General features: G+C 67.5%; 23 protein-coding genes. 17 read left to right on the top strand and 6 right to left on the bottom strand.

The annotated features are described in order from the left end of the window. Positions 1-36: 36 nt before the first annotated feature. Both ssb and FB547_RS12640 read left to right on the top strand, forming a co-directional pair. The gene (gene ssb, locus FB547_RS12645; RefSeq protein WP_145742684.1) at positions 37-579 is read left to right on the top strand and encodes a single-stranded DNA-binding protein; all 543 of its coding nucleotides are present in this window, start codon (positions 37-39) and stop codon (positions 577-579) included. A 119-nt stretch (positions 580-698) separates the two neighbouring features. Next, entirely contained in the window at positions 699-2675 is a 1977-nt protein-coding gene (locus FB547_RS12640) for a sensor histidine kinase (RefSeq protein WP_225612848.1), read from the top strand. 12 nt (positions 2676-2687) lie between these two features. Here the strand turns inward: FB547_RS12640 and FB547_RS12635 are convergent, their stop codons facing one another. Continuing rightward, positions 2688-3128 carry a GFA family protein gene (locus FB547_RS12635; RefSeq protein WP_145742683.1) on the bottom strand — a complete coding sequence of 147 codons (441 nt, stop codon included), beginning with the start codon at positions 3126-3128 and terminating at the stop codon, positions 2688-2690. Positions 3129-3146: 18 nt separating this feature from the next. Next, complete coding sequence (locus FB547_RS12630; protein ID WP_145742681.1) at positions 3147-3860, bottom strand: YebC/PmpR family DNA-binding transcriptional regulator; 714 nt, start codon at positions 3858-3860, stop codon at positions 3147-3149. Between the two features lie 354 nt (positions 3861-4214). On the opposite strand from FB547_RS12630, the gene FB547_RS12625 reads away from it, so the two are divergent. From FB547_RS12625 to mnmA, 4 genes are all read left to right on the top strand, one after another. Next, positions 4215-4595, top strand: a complete 381-nt coding sequence (locus FB547_RS12625) for a helicase SNF2 (protein ID WP_145742679.1) — start codon at positions 4215-4217, stop codon at positions 4593-4595. Between the two features lie 361 nt (positions 4596-4956). Further along, positions 4957-5556: a DUF6891 domain-containing protein gene (locus FB547_RS12620; protein WP_145742677.1), complete on the top strand. Its 600-nt coding sequence runs from the start codon at positions 4957-4959 to the stop codon at positions 5554-5556. A 79-nt stretch (positions 5557-5635) separates the two neighbouring features. After that, complete coding sequence (locus tag FB547_RS12615) at positions 5636-6622, top strand: LLM class flavin-dependent oxidoreductase (protein ID WP_145742675.1); 987 nt, start codon at positions 5636-5638, stop codon at positions 6620-6622. 50 nt (positions 6623-6672) lie between these two features. After that, the gene (gene mnmA / locus FB547_RS12610; protein WP_145742674.1) at positions 6673-7782 is read left to right on the top strand and encodes a tRNA 2-thiouridine(34) synthase MnmA; all 1110 of its coding nucleotides are present in this window, start codon (positions 6673-6675) and stop codon (positions 7780-7782) included. Positions 7783-7809: 27 nt separating this feature from the next. Here the strand turns inward: mnmA and FB547_RS12605 are convergent, their stop codons facing one another. The 3 genes from FB547_RS12605 to FB547_RS12595 form a co-directional block, all read right to left on the bottom strand. Beyond that, positions 7810-8289, bottom strand: a complete 480-nt coding sequence (locus FB547_RS12605; RefSeq protein ID WP_145742672.1) for an NUDIX hydrolase — start codon at positions 8287-8289, stop codon at positions 7810-7812. Between the two features lie 17 nt (positions 8290-8306). Then, the gene (locus tag FB547_RS12600; protein ID WP_145742670.1) at positions 8307-8741 is read right to left on the bottom strand and encodes a DUF4019 domain-containing protein; all 435 of its coding nucleotides are present in this window, start codon (positions 8739-8741) and stop codon (positions 8307-8309) included. Positions 8742-8824: 83 nt separating this feature from the next. Further along, positions 8825-9538: a response regulator transcription factor gene (locus tag FB547_RS12595; RefSeq protein WP_145742668.1), complete on the bottom strand. Its 714-nt coding sequence runs from the start codon at positions 9536-9538 to the stop codon at positions 8825-8827. A gap of 409 nt (positions 9539-9947) precedes the next feature. On the opposite strand from FB547_RS12595, the gene FB547_RS12590 reads away from it, so the two are divergent. From FB547_RS12590 to FB547_RS12545, 10 genes are all read left to right on the top strand, one after another. After that, on the top strand, positions 9948-11078 hold the full coding sequence (locus FB547_RS12590; protein ID WP_145742666.1) for a Re/Si-specific NAD(P)(+) transhydrogenase subunit alpha: 1131 nt from the start codon (positions 9948-9950) through the stop codon (positions 11076-11078). A gap of 24 nt (positions 11079-11102) precedes the next feature. Then, on the top strand, positions 11103-11432 hold the full coding sequence (locus FB547_RS12585) for an NAD(P) transhydrogenase subunit alpha (protein WP_145742664.1): 330 nt from the start codon (positions 11103-11105) through the stop codon (positions 11430-11432). Beyond that, positions 11429-12856 (top strand): NAD(P)(+) transhydrogenase (Re/Si-specific) subunit beta, encoded by a 1428-nt coding sequence (locus tag FB547_RS12580; RefSeq protein ID WP_145742662.1) that lies wholly within the window; start codon positions 11429-11431, stop codon positions 12854-12856. The genes FB547_RS12585 and FB547_RS12580 overlap by 4 nt, the downstream gene beginning before the upstream one ends. Before the next feature lie 100 nt (positions 12857-12956). Beyond that, on the top strand, positions 12957-14636 hold the full coding sequence (locus tag FB547_RS12575) for a long-chain-fatty-acid--CoA ligase (RefSeq protein ID WP_145742660.1): 1680 nt from the start codon (positions 12957-12959) through the stop codon (positions 14634-14636). 50 nt (positions 14637-14686) lie between these two features. Further along, complete coding sequence (locus tag FB547_RS12570; RefSeq protein ID WP_145742658.1) at positions 14687-15691, top strand: ABC transporter permease subunit; 1005 nt, start codon at positions 14687-14689, stop codon at positions 15689-15691. Positions 15692-15699: 8 nt separating this feature from the next. After that, positions 15700-16602 carry an ABC transporter permease subunit gene (locus tag FB547_RS12565; protein WP_145742656.1) on the top strand — a complete coding sequence of 301 codons (903 nt, stop codon included), beginning with the start codon at positions 15700-15702 and terminating at the stop codon, positions 16600-16602. Next, entirely contained in the window at positions 16599-17636 is a 1038-nt protein-coding gene (locus tag FB547_RS12560) for an ABC transporter ATP-binding protein (RefSeq protein ID WP_145742655.1), read from the top strand. Before FB547_RS12565 ends, FB547_RS12560 begins: the two co-directional genes overlap by 4 nt. After that, on the top strand, positions 17633-18679 hold the full coding sequence (locus tag FB547_RS12555) for a peptide ABC transporter ATP-binding protein (protein ID WP_145742653.1): 1047 nt from the start codon (positions 17633-17635) through the stop codon (positions 18677-18679). The genes FB547_RS12560 and FB547_RS12555 overlap by 4 nt, the downstream gene beginning before the upstream one ends. A 29-nt stretch (positions 18680-18708) precedes the next feature. After that, a complete protein-coding gene (locus FB547_RS12550) occupies positions 18709-20349 on the top strand; it encodes an ABC transporter substrate-binding protein (RefSeq protein ID WP_145742652.1) in 1641 nt (546 codons plus the stop codon). A gap of 102 nt (positions 20350-20451) precedes the next feature. After that, complete coding sequence (locus FB547_RS12545) at positions 20452-21252, top strand: 5'-methylthioadenosine/adenosylhomocysteine nucleosidase (protein ID WP_374710107.1); 801 nt, start codon at positions 20452-20454, stop codon at positions 21250-21252. On the opposite strand, the gene corA is transcribed toward FB547_RS12545, so the two are convergent. After that, entirely contained in the window at positions 21245-22231 is a 987-nt protein-coding gene (gene corA / locus FB547_RS12540) for a magnesium/cobalt transporter CorA (RefSeq protein WP_012745564.1), read from the bottom strand. The two genes, FB547_RS12545 and corA, sit on opposite strands and share 8 nt — an antisense overlap. Before the next feature lie 229 nt (positions 22232-22460). Here corA and FB547_RS12535 point away from each other — a divergent pair, with 229 nt between their 5' ends. After that, positions 22461-24578 (top strand): ATP-dependent helicase, encoded by a 2118-nt coding sequence (locus tag FB547_RS12535; RefSeq protein WP_145742649.1) that lies wholly within the window; start codon positions 22461-22463, stop codon positions 24576-24578. Positions 24579-24733: the final 155 nt, after the last annotated feature.

Raw genomic sequence — 24733 nt, 5'->3', positions numbered from 1 at the left:
ACCTTCTCCTTCATCCACTTATCAGGGGCAGTGCATATGGCATCGGTCAACAAAGTCATCGTCGTCGGCAACCTGGGGCGCGACCCCGAAATGCGTACCTTCCCGAGCGGCGACCAGGTCGCAAATGTCACCGTGGCCACCACCGATCGCTGGAAAGACAAGCAAAGCGGCGAAATGCGCGAAGCCACTGAATGGCACCGCATCGTCTTCAACGGCCGCCTGGCCGAAATTGCCGGCCAGTACCTGCGCAAGGGCTCGCAGGTGTACGTCGAAGGCAGCCTGCGCACGCGCAAGTGGACCGACAAGGACGGCATCGAAAAATACACCACCGAAATCCGCGCCGACCAGATGCAGATGCTCGGCAGCCGCCAGGGCCAGGGCGGCCCCTCGGGCGGTCCCGAGGACGACGGCGGCTATTCGCAGGGCGGCGGCTACTCGCAAGGCGGCGGTGGTGGTGGCGGCGGCTACGCCCCCCGTGCACCGGCCGCGGCACCGCGCGCTCCGGCGCCGGCACCGCGCCAGGCTCCGGCCAAGTCGTCGTCGGGCTTCGACGACATGGACGACGACATTCCGTTCTGAGCTGAATCGCAGCACCGTGGCTGAAGCCGTTCCATCGCTGCTTCAGCCGCGCGGCTTGCCGGGAACGCACCTGTTCCCGGCTGTTTTTTCCTGAACCGGAGCGGGCAGGCCGCACGCCGATGAGCCTCGGATCTGCGCGGCGGCTGCTCGAGCACTTCGCCAGATACCGTCTTGCCTCGTTCTGGGCGAACGGGGTGCTCGTGGTTTCCATCGCACTGCTGGTCGCCATGGCCGCCTTTTTCGGCACGACCGGCGCCGCGCAGCCCAACGCGGCGCTGCACCTGACGCAGGCCGACTGGCAGGTGGAAGACGCACCCGGCTTCCGCGCACTGCCGCTTGCCGTGGACAGCGAGGCCCTGCCTCCCGCCTGGCAGCCGGTCGAGTTGCCGCTGGCGCTGCCCATCGCCTTGCTGCGCCAGGCCGATGGCAGCGCGTCGACGGATGCAACCCGCATCACCTGGCTGCGGCTTTCCACGCGCAATCTGCCCCTCACGACGGCGCCGCTCGCGCTCTATGGCGCGCGCATCAAGACCGACGGCACCATTGCGGTGTATGCCAATGGACGGCTGGTCCACCGCGCGCAGGTGCAGGGCCCGCTGTGGAACAGCACGCGCACGCCGCTGTGGGTGCTGCTGGGCAAGACGATCGACGGCGCGCCGTTGAACGAGATCCTGGTGCGGATGGAGCACACGCGCGGCGCGCAGGTGGCGGTTTCGTCGCTGTGGCTCGGGCCCGCCGAAGCGCTGGAGCCCCGCTACCGCATGCGGCAGTGGCTGCAGCAGGAGCTGCCGGCCATGCTCAGCGCGGCCTTCATGGCCGTGGGCGTGTTCGCGCTGTTCGTGTGGTTCAGGCGCAGCCACGAGACCGGCTACCTGCTCTTCTTCAACCTCGCGACCACCTCCTTCCTGCGCAGCCTGCACTTCTATGTCGGCGTCCCGGTCGCCAACGACTGGTTCGCCTGGCTCACGGTCAACTCGCTGTTCTGGCTGGTGGCGGTGGTGCACTTCGCGCTGCGCCAGCTGCACGGCCGTCCGCTCCGTTGGTTCACCGGCGCGGTGGTGGCGTGGACGGTGCTGACCGGCGTGTTGACGCTGCCGGGCCTGGCGATCCTGAGGAACACGCCGCAGGTCACGCCGCTGATCTACCTGGGCGCGGCGCTGATGGGGGTCGCCGTGGCGCTGGTGGGCGGCATCAGCGCCTGGCGCCGCTCCGGCGAGGGGCGGCTGGTGGCCGTGGGCATCGGCTTGTGCGTGCTGCTGGGCGTGTCCGACTGGCTGCTGCAGAACAACTTCGTGAGTCCCGAGGGCTGGTACCTGGGCGCCTACACCAATGCCGTCACGTTCAGCGTGTTCGGGGTGCTGCTGTACCGGCGCTACGTCAATGCCATTGCCGAGGTCGAGCGGGTCAACGCCAGCCTGGCCCAGCGCCTTGCGGCGCGCGAAGCCGAGCTCGAGCTCAGCCACCGGCGGCTGCGCGAGGTCGAGAAGAAGCAGACCATCAGCGACGAGCGCCAGCGCCTCATGCAGGACATGCACGACGGGCTGGGCTCCTCGCTGATCAGCGCCATCCGCTCCGTGGAAGGCGGCAGCATGAGCGACGACAAGGTCTCGCAAATGCTCCAGAGCTGCCTGGACGACCTCAAGCTCACCATCGATTCGATGGAGCCGCTCGAGGACGACCTGCTGCTGCTGCTCGCCACGCTGCGCTACCGGCTCGGGCCGCGGCTCGAGAGTTCGGGCGTGGCTCTGCAATGGCAGGTGCAGGAGCTTCCGGCGCTGGACTGGCTCGACCCGACCAGCGCGCTGCACATCCTGCGCATCGTGCAGGAGAGCATTGCCAACGTGCTGCGCCATACCCGCGCCACCGAGATCCGGGTGGCCACCGAGCCAGAAGCGTCGGGCGTGCGGGTGAGCATCGAGGACAACGGGCAGGGCTTCGACGTCGAGAAGGCCCTGGCCGGCGCCGGCGGCCGCGGCATGCAGAACCAGCAGCGGCGGGCGCAGGCGGTCGGCGGCGAGGTGTCGTGGCGCTCGGGGCCCGGGGGCACGCTGTTCACGCTCTGGCTGCCGCTCCAGCGCGGCGGACGGGCGGCGTAGCAAGGCCGAGGCTCAATCGGCGTCGGCGTGGCCCGCGTATTGGGGCAGGTCGTCGGTGATCGTGAACCAGGGCGCCTTCGAGCCCACGAAGATGTGCGCGCGCGGGCGGATCGACGGCTCGTCGGCCAGCGTGCCCAGGGTCACATGCACGAACAGGCCTTCGCGCACCACCGAGTAGAGCAGCGAGCCGCAATGGCGACAGTGCACGTCACCCGCGTCTTCCTTGCCGAAGACCAGGAGTTCGGCCTGGCCTTGTGCAATGGCCAGCTTGTGCCGCTCGATGCCGGCGAAGGGCTTGAAGGCCGATCCGGTCGCGCGCCGGCAGTCGGCGCAGTGGCAGTTCAGCGCATAGGCGAACGCGTCGGCCACGGTGTAGCGCACCGCGCCGCAGAGGCACTGGCCGGCGAGCGTGCGGGGGGCCGCATTCTCGGGGCGGGTCACCGGACTCTCCATCGGATGAGAGGCAGCGGCTCAGCCCGCCAGGCCCACGAACACGTTCTGCACGTCGTCGTTCGCATCGATGGCCGCGAGGAACACTTCGACCTCTTCGAGGTGCTCCGCACTGAGGCTGGCCGGATCGACCGGGTTCCTGGGCTTGTAGCCCAGCTTGGCCGACAGCACCGTGAAGCCCTGGGCCGGCAGCGCGCGGCTCACGAGGTCGAGATCGGTCGGGTCGGTCAGGAACACCGTGGCGCTGCCTTCGCCGGCCGCCTCGAAGTCCTGCGCGCCCGCTTCGATGGCGGCCACTTCGGCATCGGCATCGGCACGCGAGGGCTCGGCCTCGATCATGCCCACGTGGTCGAAGTCCCACGACACCGAGCCCGAGGTGCCGAGCTGGCCCTTGCGGAACAGCACGCGCATTTCAGGCGCGGTGCGGTTCACGTTGTCGGTCAGGCATTCGACCATCACAGGCACCTGGTGCGGCGCAAAGCCTTCGTAGATCACATGCTCGAAATGCACCGCCTCGCCGGTGAGCCCCGCGCCTTTCTTGATGGCGCGGTCCAGCGTGTCCTTGGGCATCGAGACCTTGCGGGCCTGCTCCACCACCAGCCGCAGGCGCGCATTCGAGGCCGGATCGGCGCCGCTGCGCGCGGCCACCATGATTTCCTTGGCCAGTTTTCCGAACAGGCGGCCCTTGGCATTGGCCGCCAGATCCTTGTGTTTTGCTTTCCACTGTGCGCCCATGGCTGATGTTCCTTGTGTTGTGTGTGGCTGGATGGGCCGTTTGGGGCGACTACTTTAGCCGCAGCGCTGGGGGGCGGCAGTTTTTTCCAATCTGCGAAGGCCGGTGTCCATGGCCCCGGTCTTTCGCTTTGGCGATGCGATTGTTTCCTTTCCGTGAACGCCGTGGTTCTTTTTGCTAAGGGTTTTTACGTAGAAGACGGCGCACAATTCATCTCACAGACCGGCCCCCAAGCCGATCTGGGTGAACAGGGCCCCGAGCGAGGTGGCCGCCCCCCAGAAGAGGGACGGTGACCCACCCAAGACCGGTTCGAAATCATCCAAAGCCAAAACTGAACTGAATTGAAGGAAATCAAAATGACCGCCTCGAAGATCCTCTCCGCCGTTGCTGTTGCCCTCATGGCCGTTGCCGGTGCCGCCCATGCCGAAACCTACGAAGGCGTGCATCAGCTGACCTCGGCCGCCAGCCGTGCCGACGTCGCCGGCCAGGCCGTGGTTGCCGCGCACAGCGCCAACCCGTACGCCACCGGCGCCAATGCAGGCCCGGCCCAGGTGTTCGTTTCGTCGACCAGCCGCGATGCGGTCCGTGCCGAAGCCGTGGCTGCCGCCCGCAGCGCCGATCCGTACGCCGAAGGCGCCTCGTCGGGCGTGGCCCCGATCGTCGCCAGCACGGTGGACCGCGCCACGGTGCGCGCCGCAGCCCGCGCTGCTGCCCGCGGCGACGCACTGCCGCTGTAAAAACGGCCTCGGCGCTCGGCGAGCGCCAACCCTCCCAAAAGCCGGCCATGCGAAAGCATGGGCCGGCTTTTTGCCGTGCTGGCCGCCCCGGACGCGAAGGCGCGGCCCGGGCGTGGTTGATTTGCCACGCAGGCAAATGCTTTCGCCTTACAAAACGGCCGCCGCCTTCGCGGGCGGACATCGAGCTTTGGCCGCAGCCCGGTACGATGGTGCCCGCCGCGGCGGGGCTGGCCGGCGCGGCTTCGATGGCCTCCCATCCGCGAGATTCCCACAACGTGAGCTGCACCCTGGTTCTGAAAGACGCCGCCGGCCGCTTCGAAGCCGATGCCTTCGCGTGCCTGGCAGGTTGAGCCGAGCACGCATGGCCCTCACGCTCGACCCCGAAGACACGCGCGCACGCATTCACGGCCTGGCGTGGTGCGGCTTCCATCCCGACGGCGACATCGAATGGATGATCACCGACGAGTACCTCGATCCCGACGAGCTCACGGCCGAAGACCGCGCCTGGGTCAGGGCCGAGGCGGCGCGCGCCTGCGCCGCCAAGCGCGCCGCCGAGGCTTCGTGGCCCGCGCAGACCGAATACGACCGGCTCGAAGCGGTGTTCGCCCAGCTGCGCAGCGAGAAGATCATTGCGCTGCACCGCGCCGGCAACACGCTGGCCGACGGCCACGACGACGTGCGCGAGCAGTGGCGCGCCGCAGGCCGGCTCGCTTCGGGCATTCGCGGCTGCTGCTTCTATCACGCGCAGGATCTCGACACTGCGGTGCGCACCGGCCGCCTCTACCTGGCGTTCAGCGGCGGCATGATTCCCGAGATCGACCAGCGCGAGGCCAACACCGTCGCGGTCGGCCGGCGCATCGTCGAGCTGCTGCGCGCGGCCGGCTTCGGCGCCCAGTGGAGCGGCAACATCAACGAACGCATCGAGGCCGACCTGGGCCAGTGGCGCAAGCGAAGCCCGTAGCCGGGCCGCGGCCAGCCCTAGCAGAGCGGGCAATGGCTTGCACGAGCAGGGATCGCCGGATCGCGCCATCATCCGGTCCATGATTCCGTTCTCGATCCTCGACCTTTCCCCCATCACCGAAGGCAGCGACGCCGCGCAGTCGTTCCGCAACTCGCTTTCGCTCGCGCAGCACGGGGAGAAGCTGGGCTACACGCGCTACTGGCTCGCGGAGCACCACGGCATGCCGGGTATCGCGAGCGCGGCCACGGCGGTGCTGCTGGCCTACATCGGCGCCGGCACCTCGACCATCCGCATCGGCGCCGGCGGCGTGATGCTGCCCAACCATTCGCCGCTGGTGATCGCCGAGCAGTTCGGCACGCTGGAGTCGCTGTATCCGGGGCGCATCGACCTGGGCCTGGGCCGCGCGCCCGGCTCCGACCAGCGCACGGCGCGCGCGCTGCGCCGCAACCTCGAATCCGATGCCGACCAGTTCCCGCAGGACGTGGTCGAGCTCATGGACTTCATGTCGAAGGCGCCGCAGCAGCCCGTGCGCGCGGTGCCGGGCGCGGGGCTCGAGGTGCCGGTGTGGATCCTCGGGTCGAGCACCTTCGGTGCCCAGCTGGCTGCGCACCTCGGCTTGCCCTATGCCTTTGCCTCGCACTTCGCGCCGCAGCAGCTGATGCAGGCGATCCAGATCTACCGCGAGACCTTCAAGCCCTCGGCGCAGCTGCAGAAGCCTTATGTGATGCTGGGCTTCAACGTGTTCGTGGCCGACACCGACGAAGAGGCCGAATTCCGCGCCACCTCGTGGCAGCAGGCCTTCGTGAACCTGCGCAGCGGCCGGCCGGGGCGCCTGCCGCCGCCGGTCGAGGGCTACCGGCAGAAGGTCGGCCCGGCCGAGAACGCGCTGCTCGACTCGGTGCTGTCGTGTTCGGCCGTGGGCTCGCCCGCCCGGGTGCGCGAAGGCGTGCAGGCCTTCATCGAGCGCACGGGCGCCGACGAGCTGATGATCACCTCGCAGGTGTTCGACCACGCGGCGCGGCTGCGTTCCTACGAGCTGCTGGCCGGCCTGCGCCGCCAGGGCTGATTCCCCCACGCCGGCCGCCCGGGCGCCGGGGCTGGGACAATGGCGGGCTTATGGCAAAGCAACGAATCGTGGTGGGACTGAGCGGCGGGGTCGATTCCGCGGTCACGGCGCACCTGCTCAAGCAGCAGGGGCACGAGGTGGTCGGCATCTTCATGAAGAACTGGGAAGACGACGACGACAGCGAATACTGCTCGTCGAACATCGACTTCGTGGACGCCGCCAGCGTGGCCGACGTGCTGGGCATCGAGATCGAGCACGTCAACTTCGCGGCCGACTACAAGGACCGCGTGTTCGCCGAGTTCCTGCGCGAATACAAGGCCGGCCGCACGCCCAATCCCGACGTGCTGTGCAATGCCGAGATCAAGTTCAAGGCCTTCCTCGACCATGCGATGCGCCTGGGCGCCGAGAAGATCGCCACCGGCCACTACGCGCGTGTGCGGCTGAACGAGGCCACGGGCCGGCACGAACTGCTCAAGGGGCTCGATCCCTCCAAGGACCAGAGCTACTTCCTGCACCGGCTGAACCAGGCGCAGCTGTCGAAGACGCTGTTCCCCGTGGGCGAGCTGCACAAGACCGAGGTGCGCCGCATTGCCGAAGAGATCGGCCTGCCCAACGCGAAGAAGAAGGATTCGACCGGCATCTGCTTCATCGGCGAGCGGCCGTTCCGCGAATTCCTCAACCGCTACATCTCCAAGGAATCAGGCCCCATCAGGGACGACCGTGGCCGCAGGCTCGGCGAGCACCAGGGCCTGAGCTTCTACACGCTGGGCCAGCGGCAGGGGCTGGGCATCGGCGGCGTCAAGGAAAAGGGCGCGCAGCGCGGCTCGGGCGACCACTCGCCGTGGTTCGTGGCACGCAAGGACGTCGAGAAGAACACGCTCTGGGTGGTGCAGGGCCATGACCATCCCTGGCTGCTGTCCTCGGCGCTGGCGGCCGGCGATGCGAGTTGGATCTCGGGCGAGGCGCCCGCGCCGGGCCGCTACGGATCGAAGGCGCGCTACCGCCAGGCCGATGCGGCCTGCGAGCTGGAAGCAGGCGGCGGCGACCCCGCGGCGAGCTTCAGCCTGCGCTTCGGCGAGCCGCAATGGGCCGTCACGCCGGGGCAGTCGGCCGTGCTCTACGACGGCGAGCGCTGCCTTGGCGGCGGGGTCATCGTCTGAGCGCCTGAGGCCGGCGCGCGGCAGCCTTCAGCGCACTGATTCGTGGACGTGGATCAGGTCGAGCGGATACCGCTTGCCGGCCAGATGGTCCTCGACGCACTGCAGCAGCAGCGGGCTGCGGTGGCGCGGCACGCTGGCGCGGATTTCGTCGGCGCTCATCCAGACCGTGCGCACGATGCCTTCGTCGAGGGCTCGGCCCGCTTCCTGCGCGCCGAGCGTACCGGCAAAGGCAAAGCGCAGGTAGGTCACGTCTTCCTTGCTGCCCGTGCGGTGGCTCGAGCGCGCCATGTAGATGCCGACCAGCGCGGTGGGCGTGAAGGCATGGGCGGTCTCTTCGAGGGTTTCGCGGGCACAGCCTTCGATCGGCGATTCGCCCGGATCGAGGTGCCCCGCCGGGGTATTGAGCCTGAGTCCCTGGGCGGTGTGTTCTTCCACCAGCAGGAAGCGGCCGTCCTGCTCGATCACGGCGGCCACGGTGACATTGGGTTTCCAGCGCGGGGTCGTCATGGTCTTGGGCTCTTGGTTCAACGCAGCACGTAGCCGCTGAAGCGCCAGATGCGGTCGCGATCGAGATGGAAGCTCACGAGTTCGCGCAGGGTGCCATCCGGCTTGTTGCTGAAACGGGTCTCATACTCGATGCTGACATACTGGCCGGCCGTTTCGGCATCAGGGTCGGCCACGGCCCGGCGGTTGACCGCCACCCAGGTGCGCTGCAGCGGCGCCCCCAGCGGCGAGCGGCTGCTGGAAACCTTGGCGGCGAACTCGGTGCGCGCGATGCGCTTGCGGGTGGCGGCCGTGGCGCCGTCCCAGAGCTCGCCGATCCTGCCCTGGTCGATCATCCGGATGGCCTGCATGCCGCCCTGCACCATCTCGCTGGCTTCCACATCCTGAGCGGCGGCCGTGCCGAAGGCGCCCCAGCACAGTACGGCGGCCAGCAGCAGCCTCGTGAGAACTTTCATCGGCTTCATTCCTTGGGGCGGCCCACGGCAAGGGCCCGAAGCCGTTTGGAGCCCGTATCGGGGCGGAGATTCCCGGGCGGGCCTCAGCGCGCGAGGCTGTCCGGGTGTGTGCTGGCGTCGACCACTTCGAGCCGGTAGCCCAGCCCGTAGATGGCCAGCAGCAGGAAGCCGCTCGAGGGCCCGAGGCCCAGCTTGGTCCGCAGGCGGGAAACGTGGGTGTCGAGCGACCGCGACAGCGCCGCCGTGCCGGCGCCCCACACCGCCTCGTGCAGATGCTCGCGCGACAGCAGCCGGCCGAGGTTCTGGAACAGGAACAGCGCGAGCGCGTATTCGCGGTTCTTCAGCTCGACGGTCGCGCCATTCACCTTGAGGACCCGCGCGGGCGGGTAGAAGTGATAAGGGCCGAACACCAGCTCCGTCTCGTGCTGCGCGGGATAGGACCGGCGCAGCAGCGCATTGACCCGGGCCTCGAGCTCGGTGGCGCGAACCGGCGCGATCATGAAATCGTCGGCGCCCGCATTGAGCCCTTCGACCACGGCGGCCTCGTCGCGCGTCGTGGTCACGAAGAGAATGGGCGCGCGGCTTCGCAGCTCGTTGCGGGCGGTCTTCACGAGCTCGATGCCGTGCACGTCCGGCGGGTTCCATTCGAGGATCAGAAGATCGAAGGTTTGCCGGCGCAGCGCCTGGAGCAAAGGGCGCCCTTCGGTGTACGAGTGACATTCGTGGCCGAGCCCCGACATCGCCTGGGCGATCAGCTGAAGCTGATCGGGCTCGTGATCAAGTACTGCAATACGCATTCCATCCCCCCAAATTTGCCTCTGCGGGCTTTCGAGTGAAAGAAGTGTATCTATCTGCGTCTTCGGAAAAAAGCCTTGGTGCAACTTATGCACGAAATGAAGGTATCTTTCTTGGAGTTGATAGCAATTGCAAACAAATACGTGCCAATTGACGACAAGGGTTGCCGGCCGCCGCTGCCTGGCAGCCGGGCGCATCCGCGCGCGGGGAGCGCGGTGCTGGGGAAACAACCGATGTACGGGCGTGGCGGCTTCGAGGTCGCCAGCTTCGCTACCATTTATATAGCTACACATGCAATGACTACGGTCATCAAGCGGCGAACAGGCGGTGGATTTTGGCGACAGCGCGGCCGTAATCTTGCTGTAAGCTCTGGCCGCGTTCCCGTATTGCCCTTGCCCTGAGGAGATCTCTATGCTGATAGGCGTGCCTGCCGAGACAATGGCCGGCGAAACCCGCGTGGCCGTAACGCCCGAGACGGTGAAGAAACTGGCCGCTTCCGGGCACACCGTGCGCGTGCAGTCCGGGGCCGGCATTGCGGCCAGCGTCACCGATGCCGCCTACCAGGCCGCCGGTGCCGAGATCGTCAACATGAACGCCGCCTTCGCGGCCGACATGGTGCTCAAGGTGCGCACGCCCAGCGATGCCGAAACCGCGCTCATGAAGCCCGGCACCGTGGTCATCGGCATGCTCAACCCCTTCGACGCGGCCGGCCTGCAGCGCCTGGCCACGGCCGGCCTCACGGCCTTCGCGCTCGAAGCCGCGCCGCGCACCACCCGCGCCCAGAGCATGGACGTGCTCTCGTCGCAGGCCAACATCGCGGGCTACAAGGCCGTGATCATTGCGGCCGACAAGTACCAGCGCTTCTTCCCGATGCTCATGACCGCCGCCGGCACCGTGAAGGCCGCGCGCGTGGTCATCCTGGGCGTGGGTGTGGCGGGCCTGCAGGCCATTGCCACCGCCAAGCGCCTGGGCGCCGTGATCGAGGCCTCCGACGTGCGTCCGAGCGTGAAGGAGCAGATCGAATCGCTCGGCGGCAAGTTCATCGAGGTGTCCTACGACACCGACGAAGAGAAGGAAGCCGCGGTCGGCGTCGGCGGCTACGCCAGGCCCATGCCCGCGAGCTGGCTCGCGCGCCAGCAGGTCGAGGTGGCCAAGCGCGTGGCGCTGGCCGACATCGTCATCAGCACCGCGCTCATCCCGGGGCGCGCCGCGCCGACGCTCATCACCGAGGACATGGTCAAGGCCATGAAGCCCGGCTCGGTGATCGTCGACATCGCGGCCGGCAAGGGCGCGGACGGCGTCGGCGGCAACTGCCCCTTGTCGGAGGCCGACAAGACGGTGGTCAAGCACGGCGTGACCATCGTCGGCGAAACCAACCTGCCGGCGCTGGTGGCGGCCGACGCGTCGGCGCTCTATGCGCGCAACGTGCTCGACTTCCTCAAGCTCATCGTCACCAAGGAGGGCGCCCTGAAGATCGACCTCGAGGACGACATCGTCGCCGCCTGCCGCGTTGCGCAGGACGGCCAGGTCACGAAGCAATAAGCGGTCACGCGAGGAGAAGAAATCATGGATCCCGTTTCCCATACCGTCATCAACCTCATCATCTTCGTGCTGGCCATCTACGTGGGCTATCACGTGGTGTGGACCGTCACGCCTGCGCTGCACACGCCGCTGATGGCCGTGACCAACGCGATCTCGGCCATCGTGGTCGTGGGCGCCATGCTGGCGGCCGCGCTCACCGAAACCCCGCTGGGCAAGACCATGGGCGTGCTCGCGGTGGCGCTCGCGGCGGTGAACATCTTCGGCGGCTTCCTGGTCACGCGGCGCATGCTCGAGATGTTCAAGAAGAAGGACAAGAAGGCCGCACCCAAGGCCGAAGCGGGAGCCTCGCAATGAGCATGAACGTCGTCACGCTGCTGTACCTGGTTGCCAGCGTCTGCTTCATCCAGGCCTTGAAGGGGCTGTCCCATCCCACCACCTCGATCCGCGGCAACATCTTCGGCATGGCCGGCATGGCCATCGCGGTGGTCACCACCGGTGCGCTGATCTACAAGATCGCCGGCGGCCAGCTGACGGGCCTGGCCTGGGTGCTGCTCGGGCTGGTGGCCGGTGGCGGCTACGGCGCCTACCGCGCCAAGACGGTCGAGATGACCAAGATGCCCGAGCTGGTGGCCTTCTTCCACAGCATGATCGGCCTGGCGGCGGTGTTCATCGCGGTCGCGGCCGTGGTCGAACCCGCGGCCATGCTCGAAGGCATCGCCAAGGGCGCGCCCATTCCCGCGGGCAACCGGCTCGAGCTGTTCCTGGGGGCGGCCATCGGCGCCATCACCTTCAGCGGCTCGGTGATCGCCTTCGGCAAGCTCTCGGGCACCTACAAGTTCCGGCTGTTCCAGGGCGCGCCGGTGCAGTTCGCTGGCCAGCACATGCTGAACCTCGTGCTCGGCCTGGCCATGATCGGGCTGGGTCTGGTGTTCATGTTCACAGAGAGCTGGCCGGCCTTCTTCGCGATGCTGGCGCTGGCCTTCGTGATGGGGGTGCTCATCATCATCCCGATCGGCGGGGCCGACATGCCGGTGGTGGTGTCGATGCTCAACAGCTACTCGGGCTGGGCGGCCGCGGGCATCGGCTTCAGCCTGAACAACGCGATGCTGATCGTGGCCGGCTCGCTGGTGGGATCTTCGGGTGCCATCCTGAGCTACATCATGTGCAAGGCCATGAACCGCTCGTTCTTCAACGTGATCCTGGGCGGCTTCGGCGGCGAGGCGGTCAGCGCGGCCGGCGGCGCCAAGGAGCAGCGCCCGGTCAAGAGCGGCAGCGCGGACGATGCGGCCTTCGTGCTGGGCAATGCCGAGACGGTGGTGATCGTGCCGGGCTACGGCCTGGCGGTGGCGCGCGCGCAGCATGCGGTGAAGGAACTTGCCGAGAAGCTCACGCACAAGGGCATCACCGTCAAGTACGCGATCCACCCGGTGGCCGGGCGCATGCCGGGCCACATGAACGTGCTCCTGGCCGAGGCCGAGGTGCCCTACGACCAGGTGTTCGAGATGGAAGACATCAACGGCGAGTTCGGCCAGGCCGACGTGGCGATCATCCTGGGCGCCAACGACGTGGTGAATCCGGCGGCGCTGCAGAAGGGCAGCCCGATCTACGGCATGCCCATCCTGGAGGCCTACAAGGCCAAGACGGTGATCGTGAACAAGCGCTCCATGGCGGCGGGCTATGCGGGCCTGGACAATGAGCTCTTCTACATGGACAAGACCATGATGGTCTTTGGGGATGCGAAGAAAGTAGTGGAAGATATGGGCAAGGCCATCGAATAGGCCCAAGGTCCGCGCCCGCGCAGTGCGGGCAGATCATCACCGCGGCGCCACTTGTGCGCCGCTGTCGTTTCAAAACACGCGATTCCGAGGAGACACACCCATGACCGACCGCCCCTGGCTCAGCAGCTATCCGCAAGGCGTGCCCGCCGACATCGACGCTTCGCAGTATTCCTCGCTGGTCGGTCTCATGGAGGAGAGCTTTGCCAAGTACGCCGACCGCACGGCTTACAGCTTCATGGGCAAGGACGTGAGCTATGCGGAGACCGACAAGCTCAGCAAGGCCTTCGGCGCCTACCTGCAGGGGCTCGGCCTCGCCAAGGGAGACCGCGTCGCGGTCATGATGCCCAACTGCCCGCAGTACCCGATTGCGGTCGCGGCCATCCTGCGCGCCGGCCTGATCCTGGTGAACGTGAATCCGCTGTACACGCCGCGCGAGCTCGAGCACCAGCTCAAGGACTCGGGCGCCAAGGCGATCGTCATCATGGAGAACTTCGGCACCACGCTGCAGCAGTGCATCGCGGCCACGCCCATCAAGCACATCGTGCTCGCCGCCATGGGCGACCGGCTCGGCTTCCTCAAGGGCGCGCTCGTCAACTACGTCGTGCGCAACGTGAAGAAGCTGGTGCCGCACTACAGCCTGCCGGGCGCGGTGCGCTTCAACGATGCGCTCGACCAGGGCGCGAGCCGCACGCTGAAGGCGCCGGCCATCGGCCCCGACGACGTGGCCGTGCTGCAGTACACCGGCGGCACCACTGGCGTCTCCAAGGGCGCGGTGCTGCTGCACCGCAACGTCATTGCGAACGTGCTGCAGTCCGAAGCCTGGAACGAACCCGTGATGGCGCAGGTGCCGATGGGCGAGCAGCCCACGAGCGTCTGCGCGCTGCCGCTCTATCACATCTTCGCCTTCACCGTGGGCATGATGCTGAACATGCGCACGGGCGGCAAGCTGATCCTGATTCCGAATCCGCGCGACCTCGCGGGCGTGCTCAAGGAACTCTCCAAGCACACGATCCACAGCTTTCCCGCGGTCAACACGCTGTTCAACGGGCTGGCCAACCACCCCGACTTCAACACCGTCAACTGGAAGAACCTCAAGGTCTCGGTGGGCGGCGGCATGGCCGTGCAGGCGGCTGTTGCGAAGCTCTGGCTCGAGAAGACCGGCTGCCCGATCTGCGAGGGCTACGGCCTGTCCGAGACCTCACCCTCGGCCACCTGCAACCCGACCAACAGCAAGGCCTACACCGGCACCATCGGCCTGCCGCTGCCGAGCACCTGGCTCAAGCTGCTCGACGACGAGGGCCGCGAAGTGGCGCCGGGCCAGCCCGGCGAGATCGCGATCAAGGGCCCGCAGGTGATGGCCGGCTACTGGCAGCGCCCCGACGAGACCGCCAAGGTCATGACGCCCGACGGCTACTTCAAGAGCGGCGACATCGGCGTGGTCGACGAGCGCGGCTACTTCAAGGTGGTCGACCGCAAGAAGGACATGATCCTGGTGTCGGGCTTCAACGTGTACCCCAACGAGATCGAGGACGTGGTGGCGCAGATTCCGGGCGTGCTCGAATGCGCGGCGGTCGGCGTGGCCGACGAGAAGACCGGCGAGGCCGTCAAGCTGGTGATCGTCAAGAAGGACGAGTCGCTGACCGAAGCGCAGGTGCGCGAATACTGCAGAGCAAACCTTACGGGTTACAAGCAGCCGCGAATCGTGGAGTTTCGTACCGAGTTGCCGAAGACGCCGGTCGGAAAGATCCTGCGGCGCGAACTGCGCGACGTCAAGAAGTAAGGGTTCGGCCCGGGTAGGGCCACGGCATCGATCTTGCATATTGCGGGTCGATGCTTCGCTTCCTCCTCACGCGCGTGAGCCTGCTGGTGCCGACCTTCATCGGCATGACGCTGCTTGCCTTTTTCCTGATCCGGCTGGTGCCGGGCGATCCCATCGAAACCATGGCCGGCGAGCGCGGCATCGACCCCGAGCGCCACGCCCAGCTGCGCGCGGCCTATGGCTTCGACAAGCCGGTGATCGTGCAGTACGGCATCTACATCGGCCGCGTGCTGCATGGCGATCTCGGCAAGTCGCTCATCACGCAGGAGTCGGTGGCCAGCGAATTCCTCGCGCTGTTCCCCGCGACGGTCGAGCTTGCCGCGTGCGCGATTGCCTTTGCGCTGCTGCTGGGGCTGCCGGCGGGCATCCTGGCGGCGGTGCGGCGCAATTCCATCTTCGACCACGGCGTGATGGCCACCTCGCTCACCGGCTATTCGATGCCGATCTTCTGGTGGGGGCTGCTGCTGATCCTGTTCTTCTCGGTGCAATTGGGCTGGACGCCCGTGTCGGGCCGCATCTCGGTGCAGTACTTTGTCGAGCCTGAAACGGGTTTCCTCTTGATCGATGCGCTGCGCGCCGGCGACACCGGCGCCTTCTGGTCGGCGCTGCATCACCTGATCCTGCCGGCCATCGTGCTCGGCACCGTGCCGCTCGCGGTCATCGCACGCATGACGCGCTCGGCCATGCTCGAGGTGCTGGGCGAAGACTACATCCGCACCGCGCGCGCCAAGGGCCTTTCGCGCCTTCGCGTGGTGGGGCTGCATGCGCTGCGCAATGCGCTGATTCCGGTGGTCACGGTGATCGGGCTGCAGGTGGGCGTGCTCTTCACGGGCGCGATCCTCACCGAAACCATCTTTTCGTGGCCCGGCGTGGGCAAGTGGCTGATCGAGGCCATCGGCCGGCGTGACTACCCGGTGCTGCAGGGCGGCATGCTGCTGCTGGGCGGCATCGTGATGCTGGTCAACCTGCTGGTCGACGTCACCTACGGCGTCATCAATCCGCGCATCCGGCACTGACTGATTCCATGGCAACGACGACAACACACGCAGTTTCGGGCAGCGCAGCGCCACCCGGTCCCTGGCGCGAGTTCTGGACCGCCTTCTCGGCCAACCGCGGCGCGGTGGCCGGCCTTGCCACCGTCGCGCTGCTGCTGCTGGTCGCGCTGTTCGCGCCCTGGATCGCGCCGCATGCGCCCAACCAGACCAACAGCGCCGTCTTCCTGCTGCCACCGGCCTGGCAGCAGGGCGGCTCCGCGAGCTATCTGCTGGGCACCGACGCCATCGGGCGCGACATCCTTTCGCGCCTCATGTACGGGGCGCGGCTGTCGCTGTCCATCGGCGTTGCGGTGGTGGCGCTGTCGGTGCTTGTCGGCGTGGTGCTCGGCCTGGTCGCGGGTTTCTTCCGCGGCGTGCTGGAGATCGCGATCATGCGGCTGATGGACATCGTGCTCACGATGCCGAGCCTGCTGATGGCCATCGTGATCGTCGCGATCCTCGGGCCGGGGCTGGTCAATGCCATGGTCGCGGTGGCCATCGTCGTGCTGCCGCACTACGTGCGCATCACGCGCGCCGCGGTCATTGCCGAGATCTCGCGCGACTACGTGACCGCCGCGCGCGTGAGCGGCGCCGGCACGCTGCGCCTGATGTTCCGCGAAGTGCTGCCCAACTGCGCGGCGCCGCTGATCGTGCAGGCCTCGCTCGGCATCTCCACCGCCATCCTCGATGCGGCGGCGCTGGGTTTCATCGGCCTCGGCGCGCAGCCGCCGTCGCCCGAATGGGGAACGATGCTGGCCGATGCGCGCGAGTTCGTGCTGCGCGCCTGGTGGGTCGTCACTTTTCCGGGGCTCGCGATCCTCGCGGCCGTGCTGGCCTTCAACCTGCTCGGCGACGGCCTGCGCGATGCGCTCGACCCGAAGCTCAAAAGATGAACATGCTTCTGGACATCAAGGACCTGCACGTCGAGTTTCCGACGCAAGGCGGCGTGCTGCACGCGGTCGACGGCGTGAGCCTCACGCTGGAGGAGGGCGAGGTGCTCGGCATCGTCGGCGAGTCGGGTTCGGGCAAGAGCGTCACGATGATGGCGCTGATGGGCCTCGTGGGCTTTCCGGGCCGCGTGCGCGCGCAGCACATGCGCTTCGCGGGCAAGGAGCTGCTCGGCATCTCCGACAAGGCCCGCCGCGCGCTGGTCGGCAAGGAGGTCGCGATGATCTTCCAGGAGCCGACCACCAGCCTCAACCCCTGCTTCACCATCGGCTTCCAGCTGATGGAGACGCTGCGGCTGCACCTGCATCTGGACCGGCGCACGGCGAAGAAGCGCGCGACCGAACTGCTCGAGCAGGTCGGCATACCCGCCGCATCGTCGCGCCTGGGCAGCTATCCGCACCAGCTCTCGGGCGGCATGAACCAGCGCGTGATGATCGCGATGGCCATTGCCTGCAACCCGCGCCTGTTGATCGCCGACGAGCCGACCACCGCGCTCGATGTGACGATCCAGGCCCAGATCCTTGACCTGCTGCGCGAACTGCAGAAAGAGCGCGGCATGGCGCTGGTGCTCATCACGCACAACATGGGTGTGGTCAGCGAAATGGCGCAGCGCATCGCCGTGATGTATGCGGGCCAGGTGATGGAGCAGCAGCGCGTCGACCGGCTCTTCGCGGACCCGCAGCATCCCTACACCGAGGCCCTGCTGGCCGCGCTGCCCGAGCGCGCCGCGCCCGAGGGGCGGCTGGCCACCATCGCGGGCGTGGTGCCGGGCGTGCACGACCGGCCGGCCGGCTGCCTGTTCGCGCCGCGCTGCAGTTATGTGACCACGAAGGCCTGCAACGTGCGGCCAGCGCTGCGCGCGGTCGCCTCGCCGCCGGGTGCCGAGGTGCGCTGCCATTTCCCGCTCGGCGAGCCCGGGCGGATGGCGGCCATCGAGGCCGACCGGCCGCGGCCGCAGGCCCCGGAGGCGCTGCCATGAGTGGCGATCCCGTCGGCGATGTCGTCGTGGAGGCGCGCAACCTGAAGCGCACCTATGCCGTGCGGCGCGGCATGTTCCGCGCGCCTGCGCAGTTGCGCGCGGTGGGCGACATTTCGTTTCGCATCGAGCGCGGCCGCACGCTCGCGGTGGTCGGCGAATCGGGCTGCGGCAAATCGACGCTCGCGCGCATGGTCGCGCTGATCGAAAAGCCCACGGCCGGGCAGCTCACGCTGGTCGGCCACGATGCGGTGGAGCCGCCGCCCGCGTACCGGCGCGAGCTGCGCCAGGCCGTGCAGCTGGTGTTCCAGAACCCCTATGGTTCGCTCAATCCGCGCAAGAAGATCAGCGCCGTGCTCGAGGATCCGCTCGCCATCAACACCGCGCTCGGCAGGCCCGAGCGGGCCGCCAAGGCGCGCGAGATGCTCGCGCGCGTGGGCCTGCGGCCCGAGCATGCGAACCGCTATCCGCACATGTTCTCCGGCGGCCAGCGCCAGCGCATTGAAATTGCGCGCGCGCTCATGCTGGAGCCGCGCCTGCTGGTGGCCGATGAGCCGGTGTCGGCGCTCGACGTGTCGATCCAGGCGCAGGTGCTGAACCTGCTGGCCGACCTGCAGGCCGAACTCGGCCTGGCCTATCTCTTCATCTCGCACGACCTGGGCGTGGTGCGGCACATCGCGCACGACGTGCTGGTGATGTACCTCGGCCATGCGGTGGAGCAGGGGCCCAAGGCACGCATCTTCGCGCGGCCGCTGCATCCCTACACGCAGGCGCTGCTGGCGTCCACGCCCGGGCTCAGCAGCCAGCGCATCGTGCTCAAGGGCGAGCTGCCGTCGCCGCTCGATCCGCCCGCGGGCTGCGTCTTCAACACGCGCTGCCCGCATGCGACGCAGCGCTGCCGCGAGGAGCGGCCGCTGCTGCGCGCGCTCGACGAGCGGCTGGTGGCCTGCCACTACGCAGAGAAATTCCTCGATGGCACGCCGCCGGTCAGCGCCGATGTGCCCTTGTCCCCGCCGTTCGCCGCGCCCCTGGCGGCGAACCCCTAGTTCACTTCAACCGTGCCCAAGGAGTTGCCATGAAGAAGACCGCTCAGCCTCTCGTTTCGCGCCGCTCGCCCAGGCTTGTTGCGCTGCTCGCGCCAACGGCACTCGCCATACTCGCACTGGCCGCGGGCGCCGCGTCCGCCAAGACGCTGGTCTATTGTTCGGAGGGCAGTCCCGAGAACTTCTATCCGGGCGTGAACACCACCGGCACCTCGTTCGACGTGACCACGCAGGTCTACAACACCATTGTCGAGTTCGAGCGCGGCGGCACCAAGGTCGTGCCGGGCCTCGCGGAAAAATGGGACATCTCGGCCGACGGCACGGTCTACACCTTCCACCTGCGCAAGGGCGTGAAGTGGCACAGCACCAGCAAGAGCTTCAAGCCCACGCGCGACTTCAATGCCGACGACTTCATCTTCATGCTAGAGCGCCAATGGAAGGAAAGCGATCCCTTCTTCAAGGTCACGAGCCAGAACCACTCCTACTTCAACGACATGGGCATGCCCAAGCTGCTGAAGTCGGTGGACCGCATCGACGACCTGACCGTGAAGATCACGCTCAACCAGGCCGAGGCGCCGTTCCTTGCCAACCTTGCCATGCAGTATGCGGGCATCCAGTCGAAGGAATATGCCATTGCGATGCTGAAGGCCGGCACGCCCGAGAAGGTCGACCAGGACCCGATCGGCACCGGCCCGTTCTACCTCGTGCAATACCAGAAGGACGCAGTCATCCGCTTCAAGGCCTTCCCGCAGTACTGGGCCGGCAAGGCGAAGATCGACGACCTGGTGTTCGCGATCACGCCCGACGCCTCGGTGCGTTGGGCCAAGCTGCAGAAGGGCGAATGCCACGTCATGCCATATCCGAACCCGGCCGATCTCGACGCGATCCGCAAGGACCCGAACGTGCAGGTGCTCGAGCAGCCCGGACTCAACGTCGGCTACCTTTCGTACAACACCACCAAGAAGCCCTTCGACGACGTGCGCGTGCGCAAGGCCCTCAACATGGCGATCAACAAGAAGGCGATCATCGACGGCGTGTACCTGTCGACCGGCGTGGCCGCGAAGAACCCGATCCCGCCGACCATGTGGTCCTACAACGACTCGGTCAAGGACGATCCCTACGACCCCGAAGCCGCGAAGAAGCTGCTGGCGCAGGCCGGATTCCCCGATGGCTTCGCTACCGACCTGTGGGCCATGCCGGTGCAGCGGCCCTACAACCCGAACGCCAAGCGCATTGCCGAGCTGATGCAGGCCGACCTTGCCAAGATCAACGTCAAGGCCGAGATCAAGAGCTTCGAGTGGGGCGAATACCGCAAACGCCTGCAGGCCGGCGAGCACCAGATGGGCATGCTGGGCTGGACCGGCGACAACGGCGACCCCGACAACTTCCTCTACACGCTGCTGGGCTGCGCCTCGGCCAAGTCGGCCAGCGGCAGCAACATCTCGAAGTTCTGCTACCAGCCCTACGAAGACCTCGTGCTGAAGGCCAAGAGCGCGACCAAGCAGGCCGACCGCGATGCGCTCTACAAGAAGGCGCAGCTCATCTTCAAGGAGCAGGCGCCGTGGTTCACCATCGCGCATGCGGTGCAGCTGAAGCCGGTGCGCAAGGAGGTGGTCGACTTCAAATTGAGTCCCTTCGGCCGCCACACTTTCTACGGCGTGGATATTAAGTAAACCCCCAGGCTTCGCGCACTTCGTGTCGCTACTCCCACCCCCTTGCAGGGGGCAACACCAGCGGTCCGGCAAAGCCGGTTCCGCGGTGTTCCTGGAAAGAGAATGATGAGTTCCTCGGTACATGCGCCCGTTGCCGTCGTCGCTGCAATGCACGAGGAGCTGAGTGCGCTCCTCGCGCAGATGCCCGACGAGCAGCGCGTGCGCGCTGCGGGGCGTGACTTCTGGGTCGGCCACCTGCACGGCCAGCCGGTGGTGGCCGTGCTGTCGCGCATCGGCAAGGTCGCGGCGGCGGTGACGGCCACGGTGCTGCTCGAGCGCTTCGGCGTGCGCGCGATCGTGTTCACGGGCGTCGCGGGCGGGCTCGCGCCGGGCGTGGAAGTCGGCGATGTGGTGGTCGCGACGCAGCTGCTGCAGCACGACCTCGATGCCTCGCCGATCTTTCCGAAGTACGAGGTGCCGCTGATGGGCCTTTCGCGCTTTGCGGCCGATGCCGCAGTCAGCGATGCGCTGGCGGCCGCGGCCGAAGCCGCGCTGCGCGATCCGGTGGCGCTGGTGGGGCAGGCGGCCGTCGATGAATTCGGCCTCCGGTCTCCGAAGGTGCATCGAGGCTTGCTGGTGAGCGGCGACCGCTTCGTCTCGACCGCGGCCGAAAGCGATGCTTTGCGGCGCAGCCTCCCCGATGCGCTCGCAGTAGAGATGGAAGGCGCGGCGGTGGCGCAGGCATGCCACGACTACGGCGTGCCGTTTGCGGCCGTGCGGACCATCTCGGACCGGGCCGACGACGCCGCGCATGGCGACTTCGCGCGCTTCGTCGCCGAGGTGGCGAGCCGCTACAGCCTCGCGCTGGCGAGCGCGTGGCTGGCCACGCTGCCTTCTTGCCGCGAAACGCCCGCGGCTACTTGAGCCAGCCGCGCCGGCGGAAGTACCACATCGGCACCAGCGCGCTCGCCGCCATCAGCGCCAGCGCATACGGATAGCCCAGCGACCAGTCGAGTTCGGGCATGAGCTTGAAGTTCATGCCGTAGATGCTCGCGATCAGCGTGGGCGGCAGCAGCGCCACGCTGGCCACCGAGAAGATCTTGATGGTCTTGTTCTGGTTGATGTTGATGAAACCGACGGTCGCATCCATCAGGAAGTTGATCTTGTCGAACAGGAAGGCCGTGTGGTTGTCCAGCGATTCGATGTCGCGCAGGATCTGCCGCGCCTCCTCGAACTGCTCGGCGTTGAGCATGCGGCTGCGCATCATGAAGCTGACCGCGCGGCGCGTGTCCATCACGTTGCGGCGGATGCGGCCGTTCAGGTCTTCCTGGCGCGCGATGGCGCCCAGCACCTCGCCCGCCAGCTCGTCGCTCACGTTGCCCTCGAGCACCTTCTTGCCTGCGATCTCGAGCTCGTCGTAGATGTTCTCCAGCGTGTCGGCCGAGTATTCGGCGTCGGCATCGAACAGCTTGAGCAGCACTTCCTTCGCGTCTTCGATGAGGCCCGGTGCGCGGCGCGCACGCATGCGCAGCAGCCGGAACACGGGCACGTCCTCGTCGTGGATCGAGAACAGCACGCCGCGGCTGCGAAGCTCGGTGTTGTGCTGGTTCAGGATGAAGGCCACGCGCACAGAGCGCGGGTCTTCGTCGTCGTCGATCAGGAAGTCGGAGCGGATGTGCAGTTCGCCGTTGTCTTCTTCATAGAAGCGGGCCGATTCCTCGATGTCCTCGTCCATCGCGTCTTCGGGAATCGAGAGGCCGTAGTACTGCTTGATCCAGCGCTTTTCCTCGAGCGTGGGCGATTCGAGGTCGACCCAGATCGGCTGGAACTTGGAAAGCTCCTCGAGCGCCTCGATCTCTTCCTGGACAAGGCGGCCGTTGGCGAGCGTAAAGATATTGAGCATGGGCTCACTCCCGTGAAATGGCTGAGGCGATGGGGCGAGGGGAGGGGTGCTTTCAATCCCCGGGCCCTGGTGTCAGCGATCGAGGCGCGTCAGGACGCGGGAGTTGAAAGCTGCCGAGACGGTGCGGTTTCCATGATGCGGTCTCCAGTTGCAGCGAGCGGCAATTATGTCATCGGCCATGTGACGGCAGGTCCATCGATCTGGATGGACATACAGTAAAGTTGCGGCCATGCAGACTGCTGCGCTCCCCGTTTCCCACACCCCCGGCGCCACCCAGGCCGAGCGCCTCGCCGCGGCGCTCTCCGCCCTCAACGACGAGCAGCGCGCTGCCGTCGAGCACGGCGTCGGCACGCTGACCGGGCGCGACGAGCGGCCGCTGCTGGTGATTGCCGGCGCGGGCTCGGGCAAGACCAGCACGCTGGCGCACCGCGTCGCGCACCTCATTGCCGGCGGCGTCGATCCGCAGCGCCTGCTGCTTTTGACCTTCTCGCGCCGCGCGGCGCAGGAAATGGAGCGCCGCGCCGGCCAGGTGCTGGCGCGCGTGCTCGGGCTCAAATCCGACAAGCCGCCCGCGCTGCCCTGGGCCGGCACGTTCCACGGCATCGGCGCGCGCCTGCTGCGCGAATACGCCGCGCACATTGGCCTGAACGACCACTTCACGATCCACGACCGTGGCGACGCCGAGGACCTGATGGGCCTCGTGCGGCACGAACTCGGCCTGTCGTCGAGCGTGAACCGATTTCCGCGCAAGGGCACCTGCCTGTCGATCTATTCGCGCTGCGTCAACACGCGCGCGCCGCTGGCCGATGTGCTGGCCGAGGCCTTTCCGTGGTGCGCCGAATGGGAGGCCGAGCTCAAGCGCCTGTTCGGCGCCTACGTCGAAGCCAAGCAGCAGCAGAACGTGCTCGACTACGACGACCTGCTGCTCTACTGGGCCGGCATGGTGGCCGAGCCCGCGCTGGCGGCGCTGGTCGGCGCGCGTTTCGACCACGTCCTGGTCGACGAGTACCAGGACACCAACCTGCTGCAGGCCTCGATCCTGCTGGCCCTCAAGCCCGATGGCCGCGGTGTGACGGTGGTGGGCGACGACGCGCAGTCGATCTACTCGTTTCGCGGTGCAACCGTGCGTAACATCCTCGACTTTCCGTCGCAGTTCTCGCAGGCTGCGCGCGTGGTCACGCTGGAGCGCAACTACCGCTCGACCCAGCCCATTCTCGACGTGTCGAACCGGGTCATCGCGCAGGCGGCCGAGCGGCACGCCAAGACGCTCTGGACCGACAAGCCCTCCGCGGGCCGGCCGCAGCTGGTGCTGGTGCCGGACGAGGCGCAGCAGGCCGTCTGGGTGGCCGACAAGGTGCTGGCGCACCGCGAGGGCGGCCTGGCGCTCAAGTCGCAGGCGGTGCTGTTCCGCGCTGCCACGCACAGCGCGCCGCTCGAATTCGAACTGGCGCGCCGCAACATCCCGTTCGTGAAGTACGGCGGCCTCAAGTTCCTCGAAGCCTCGCATGTGAAGGACCTGCTCGCGGTGCTGCGCTTCGCCGAGAACCCGCGCGGGCGCATGGCGGGATTCCGCGTCACGCAGCTCATTCCGGGCATCGGGCCGGCGACCGGCGCGCGGCTGCTCGATGCCATGGACCAGGCCGCCGATCCGGTGGCGGCGGTGCGCGAGTTCGTGCCGCCATCCGCCGCCCGCGTGGAATGGGCGGTGTTCGCCGAAGCCTATGCCGCGCTGTGTGCGCCCTCGCTGCCGTGGCCCGCCGATGTGGAACTGGCGGTGCGCTGGTATTTGCCGCACCTCGACCGGCTCTACGACGACCCCTCCGGCGTGCGCCGCGGCGACGTGGAGCAACTGGCGCGGCTGGCCTCGGGCTACGGCTCGCGCGAGCGCTTCCTGACCGAGCTCACGCTCGATCCGCCCGAAGCCACCAGCGACAAGCCGGGTCCGCCCTCGCTCGACGAAGACTACCTGATTCTTTCGACCATCCACTCGGCCAAGGGGCAGGAGTGGAATTCGGTGCACGTGCTCAACGTGGTCGACGGCTGCCTGCCGGCCGACGTGGCGCAGAGCGCGCATGAACTCGAAGAAGAGCGGCGGCTGCTCTACGTGGCGATGACGCGGGCGCGCGACCACCTGCATCTTCTGGTGCCGCAGCGCTTCTACGTGACGCAGCAGGCCGTGCGCGGCGACCGGCACCTGTATGCCAACCGCACGCGCTTCATTTCCGAACGCGATCTTGCCGGCTTCGAGCAGCAGACCTGGCCACCGCCGCCCGAGCGTCCGCCCGCAGTGCCGCCGCCGGCCGCGGTGATCGACCTGCGCAACCGCATGCGTGCGGCCTGGAGCTGAGCCGGCAGGCCCTTCGCCTGGCAGGGTCACCGCTGGTGACGCACTGAAACACTTGCTGCCAAAGAGCCGCACCGGCGGGCCAGCATGCGCCGGCAGCTATGGAATCGCTAGCGTGAGTGGCGCATGGCCCATTGGCGTCCGCCACCCGGAGAAGT

It is taken from the genome of Variovorax beijingensis, from assembly GCF_007828835.1.
GTDB lineage: Bacteria > Pseudomonadota > Gammaproteobacteria > Burkholderiales > Burkholderiaceae_C > Variovorax > Variovorax beijingensis_A.
Note: the sequence above shows the minus strand (reverse complement) of the source record. Positions and strands in the feature narration are given on the sequence as shown.

Excerpts from the sequence above, each read along its gene's own strand:
- FB547_RS12565 (WP_145742656.1), top strand. The coding sequence starts at position 15,700 with ATGGCAACGACGACAACACACGCAGTTTCGGGCAGCGCAGCGCCACCC.
- FB547_RS12605 (WP_145742672.1), bottom strand. The coding sequence starts at position 8,289 with ATGACGACCCCGCGCTGGAAACCCAATGTCACCGTGGCCGCCGTGATC.
- FB547_RS12575 (WP_145742660.1), top strand. The coding sequence starts at position 12,957 with ATGACCGACCGCCCCTGGCTCAGCAGCTATCCGCAAGGCGTGCCCGCC.
- FB547_RS12545 (WP_374710107.1), top strand. The coding sequence starts at position 20,452 with ATGATGAGTTCCTCGGTACATGCGCCCGTTGCCGTCGTCGCTGCAATG.
- FB547_RS12580 (WP_145742662.1), top strand. The coding sequence starts at position 11,429 with ATGAGCATGAACGTCGTCACGCTGCTGTACCTGGTTGCCAGCGTCTGC.
- FB547_RS12585 (WP_145742664.1), top strand. The coding sequence starts at position 11,103 with ATGGATCCCGTTTCCCATACCGTCATCAACCTCATCATCTTCGTGCTG.
- FB547_RS12635 (WP_145742683.1), bottom strand. The coding sequence starts at position 3,128 with ATGGAGAGTCCGGTGACCCGCCCCGAGAATGCGGCCCCCCGCACGCTC.
- corA (WP_012745564.1), bottom strand. The coding sequence starts at position 22,231 with ATGCTCAATATCTTTACGCTCGCCAACGGCCGCCTTGTCCAGGAAGAG.
- FB547_RS12600 (WP_145742670.1), bottom strand. The coding sequence starts at position 8,741 with ATGAAAGTTCTCACGAGGCTGCTGCTGGCCGCCGTACTGTGCTGGGGC.
- FB547_RS12595 (WP_145742668.1), bottom strand. The coding sequence starts at position 9,538 with ATGCGTATTGCAGTACTTGATCACGAGCCCGATCAGCTTCAGCTGATC.
- FB547_RS12625 (WP_145742679.1), top strand. The coding sequence starts at position 4,215 with ATGACCGCCTCGAAGATCCTCTCCGCCGTTGCTGTTGCCCTCATGGCC.
- FB547_RS12620 (WP_145742677.1), top strand. The coding sequence starts at position 4,957 with ATGGCCCTCACGCTCGACCCCGAAGACACGCGCGCACGCATTCACGGC.
- FB547_RS12560 (WP_145742655.1), top strand. The coding sequence starts at position 16,599 with ATGAACATGCTTCTGGACATCAAGGACCTGCACGTCGAGTTTCCGACG.
- FB547_RS12570 (WP_145742658.1), top strand. The coding sequence starts at position 14,687 with ATGCTTCGCTTCCTCCTCACGCGCGTGAGCCTGCTGGTGCCGACCTTC.
- FB547_RS12630 (WP_145742681.1), bottom strand. The coding sequence starts at position 3,860 with ATGGGCGCACAGTGGAAAGCAAAACACAAGGATCTGGCGGCCAATGCC.
- ssb (WP_145742684.1), top strand. The coding sequence starts at position 37 with ATGGCATCGGTCAACAAAGTCATCGTCGTCGGCAACCTGGGGCGCGAC.
- FB547_RS12535 (WP_145742649.1), top strand. The coding sequence starts at position 22,461 with ATGCAGACTGCTGCGCTCCCCGTTTCCCACACCCCCGGCGCCACCCAG.
- FB547_RS12640 (WP_225612848.1), top strand. The coding sequence starts at position 699 with ATGAGCCTCGGATCTGCGCGGCGGCTGCTCGAGCACTTCGCCAGATAC.
- FB547_RS12590 (WP_145742666.1), top strand. The coding sequence starts at position 9,948 with ATGCTGATAGGCGTGCCTGCCGAGACAATGGCCGGCGAAACCCGCGTG.
- mnmA (WP_145742674.1), top strand. The coding sequence starts at position 6,673 with ATGGCAAAGCAACGAATCGTGGTGGGACTGAGCGGCGGGGTCGATTCC.
- FB547_RS12555 (WP_145742653.1), top strand. The coding sequence starts at position 17,633 with ATGAGTGGCGATCCCGTCGGCGATGTCGTCGTGGAGGCGCGCAACCTG.
- FB547_RS12550 (WP_145742652.1), top strand. The coding sequence starts at position 18,709 with ATGAAGAAGACCGCTCAGCCTCTCGTTTCGCGCCGCTCGCCCAGGCTT.
- FB547_RS12615 (WP_145742675.1), top strand. The coding sequence starts at position 5,636 with ATGATTCCGTTCTCGATCCTCGACCTTTCCCCCATCACCGAAGGCAGC.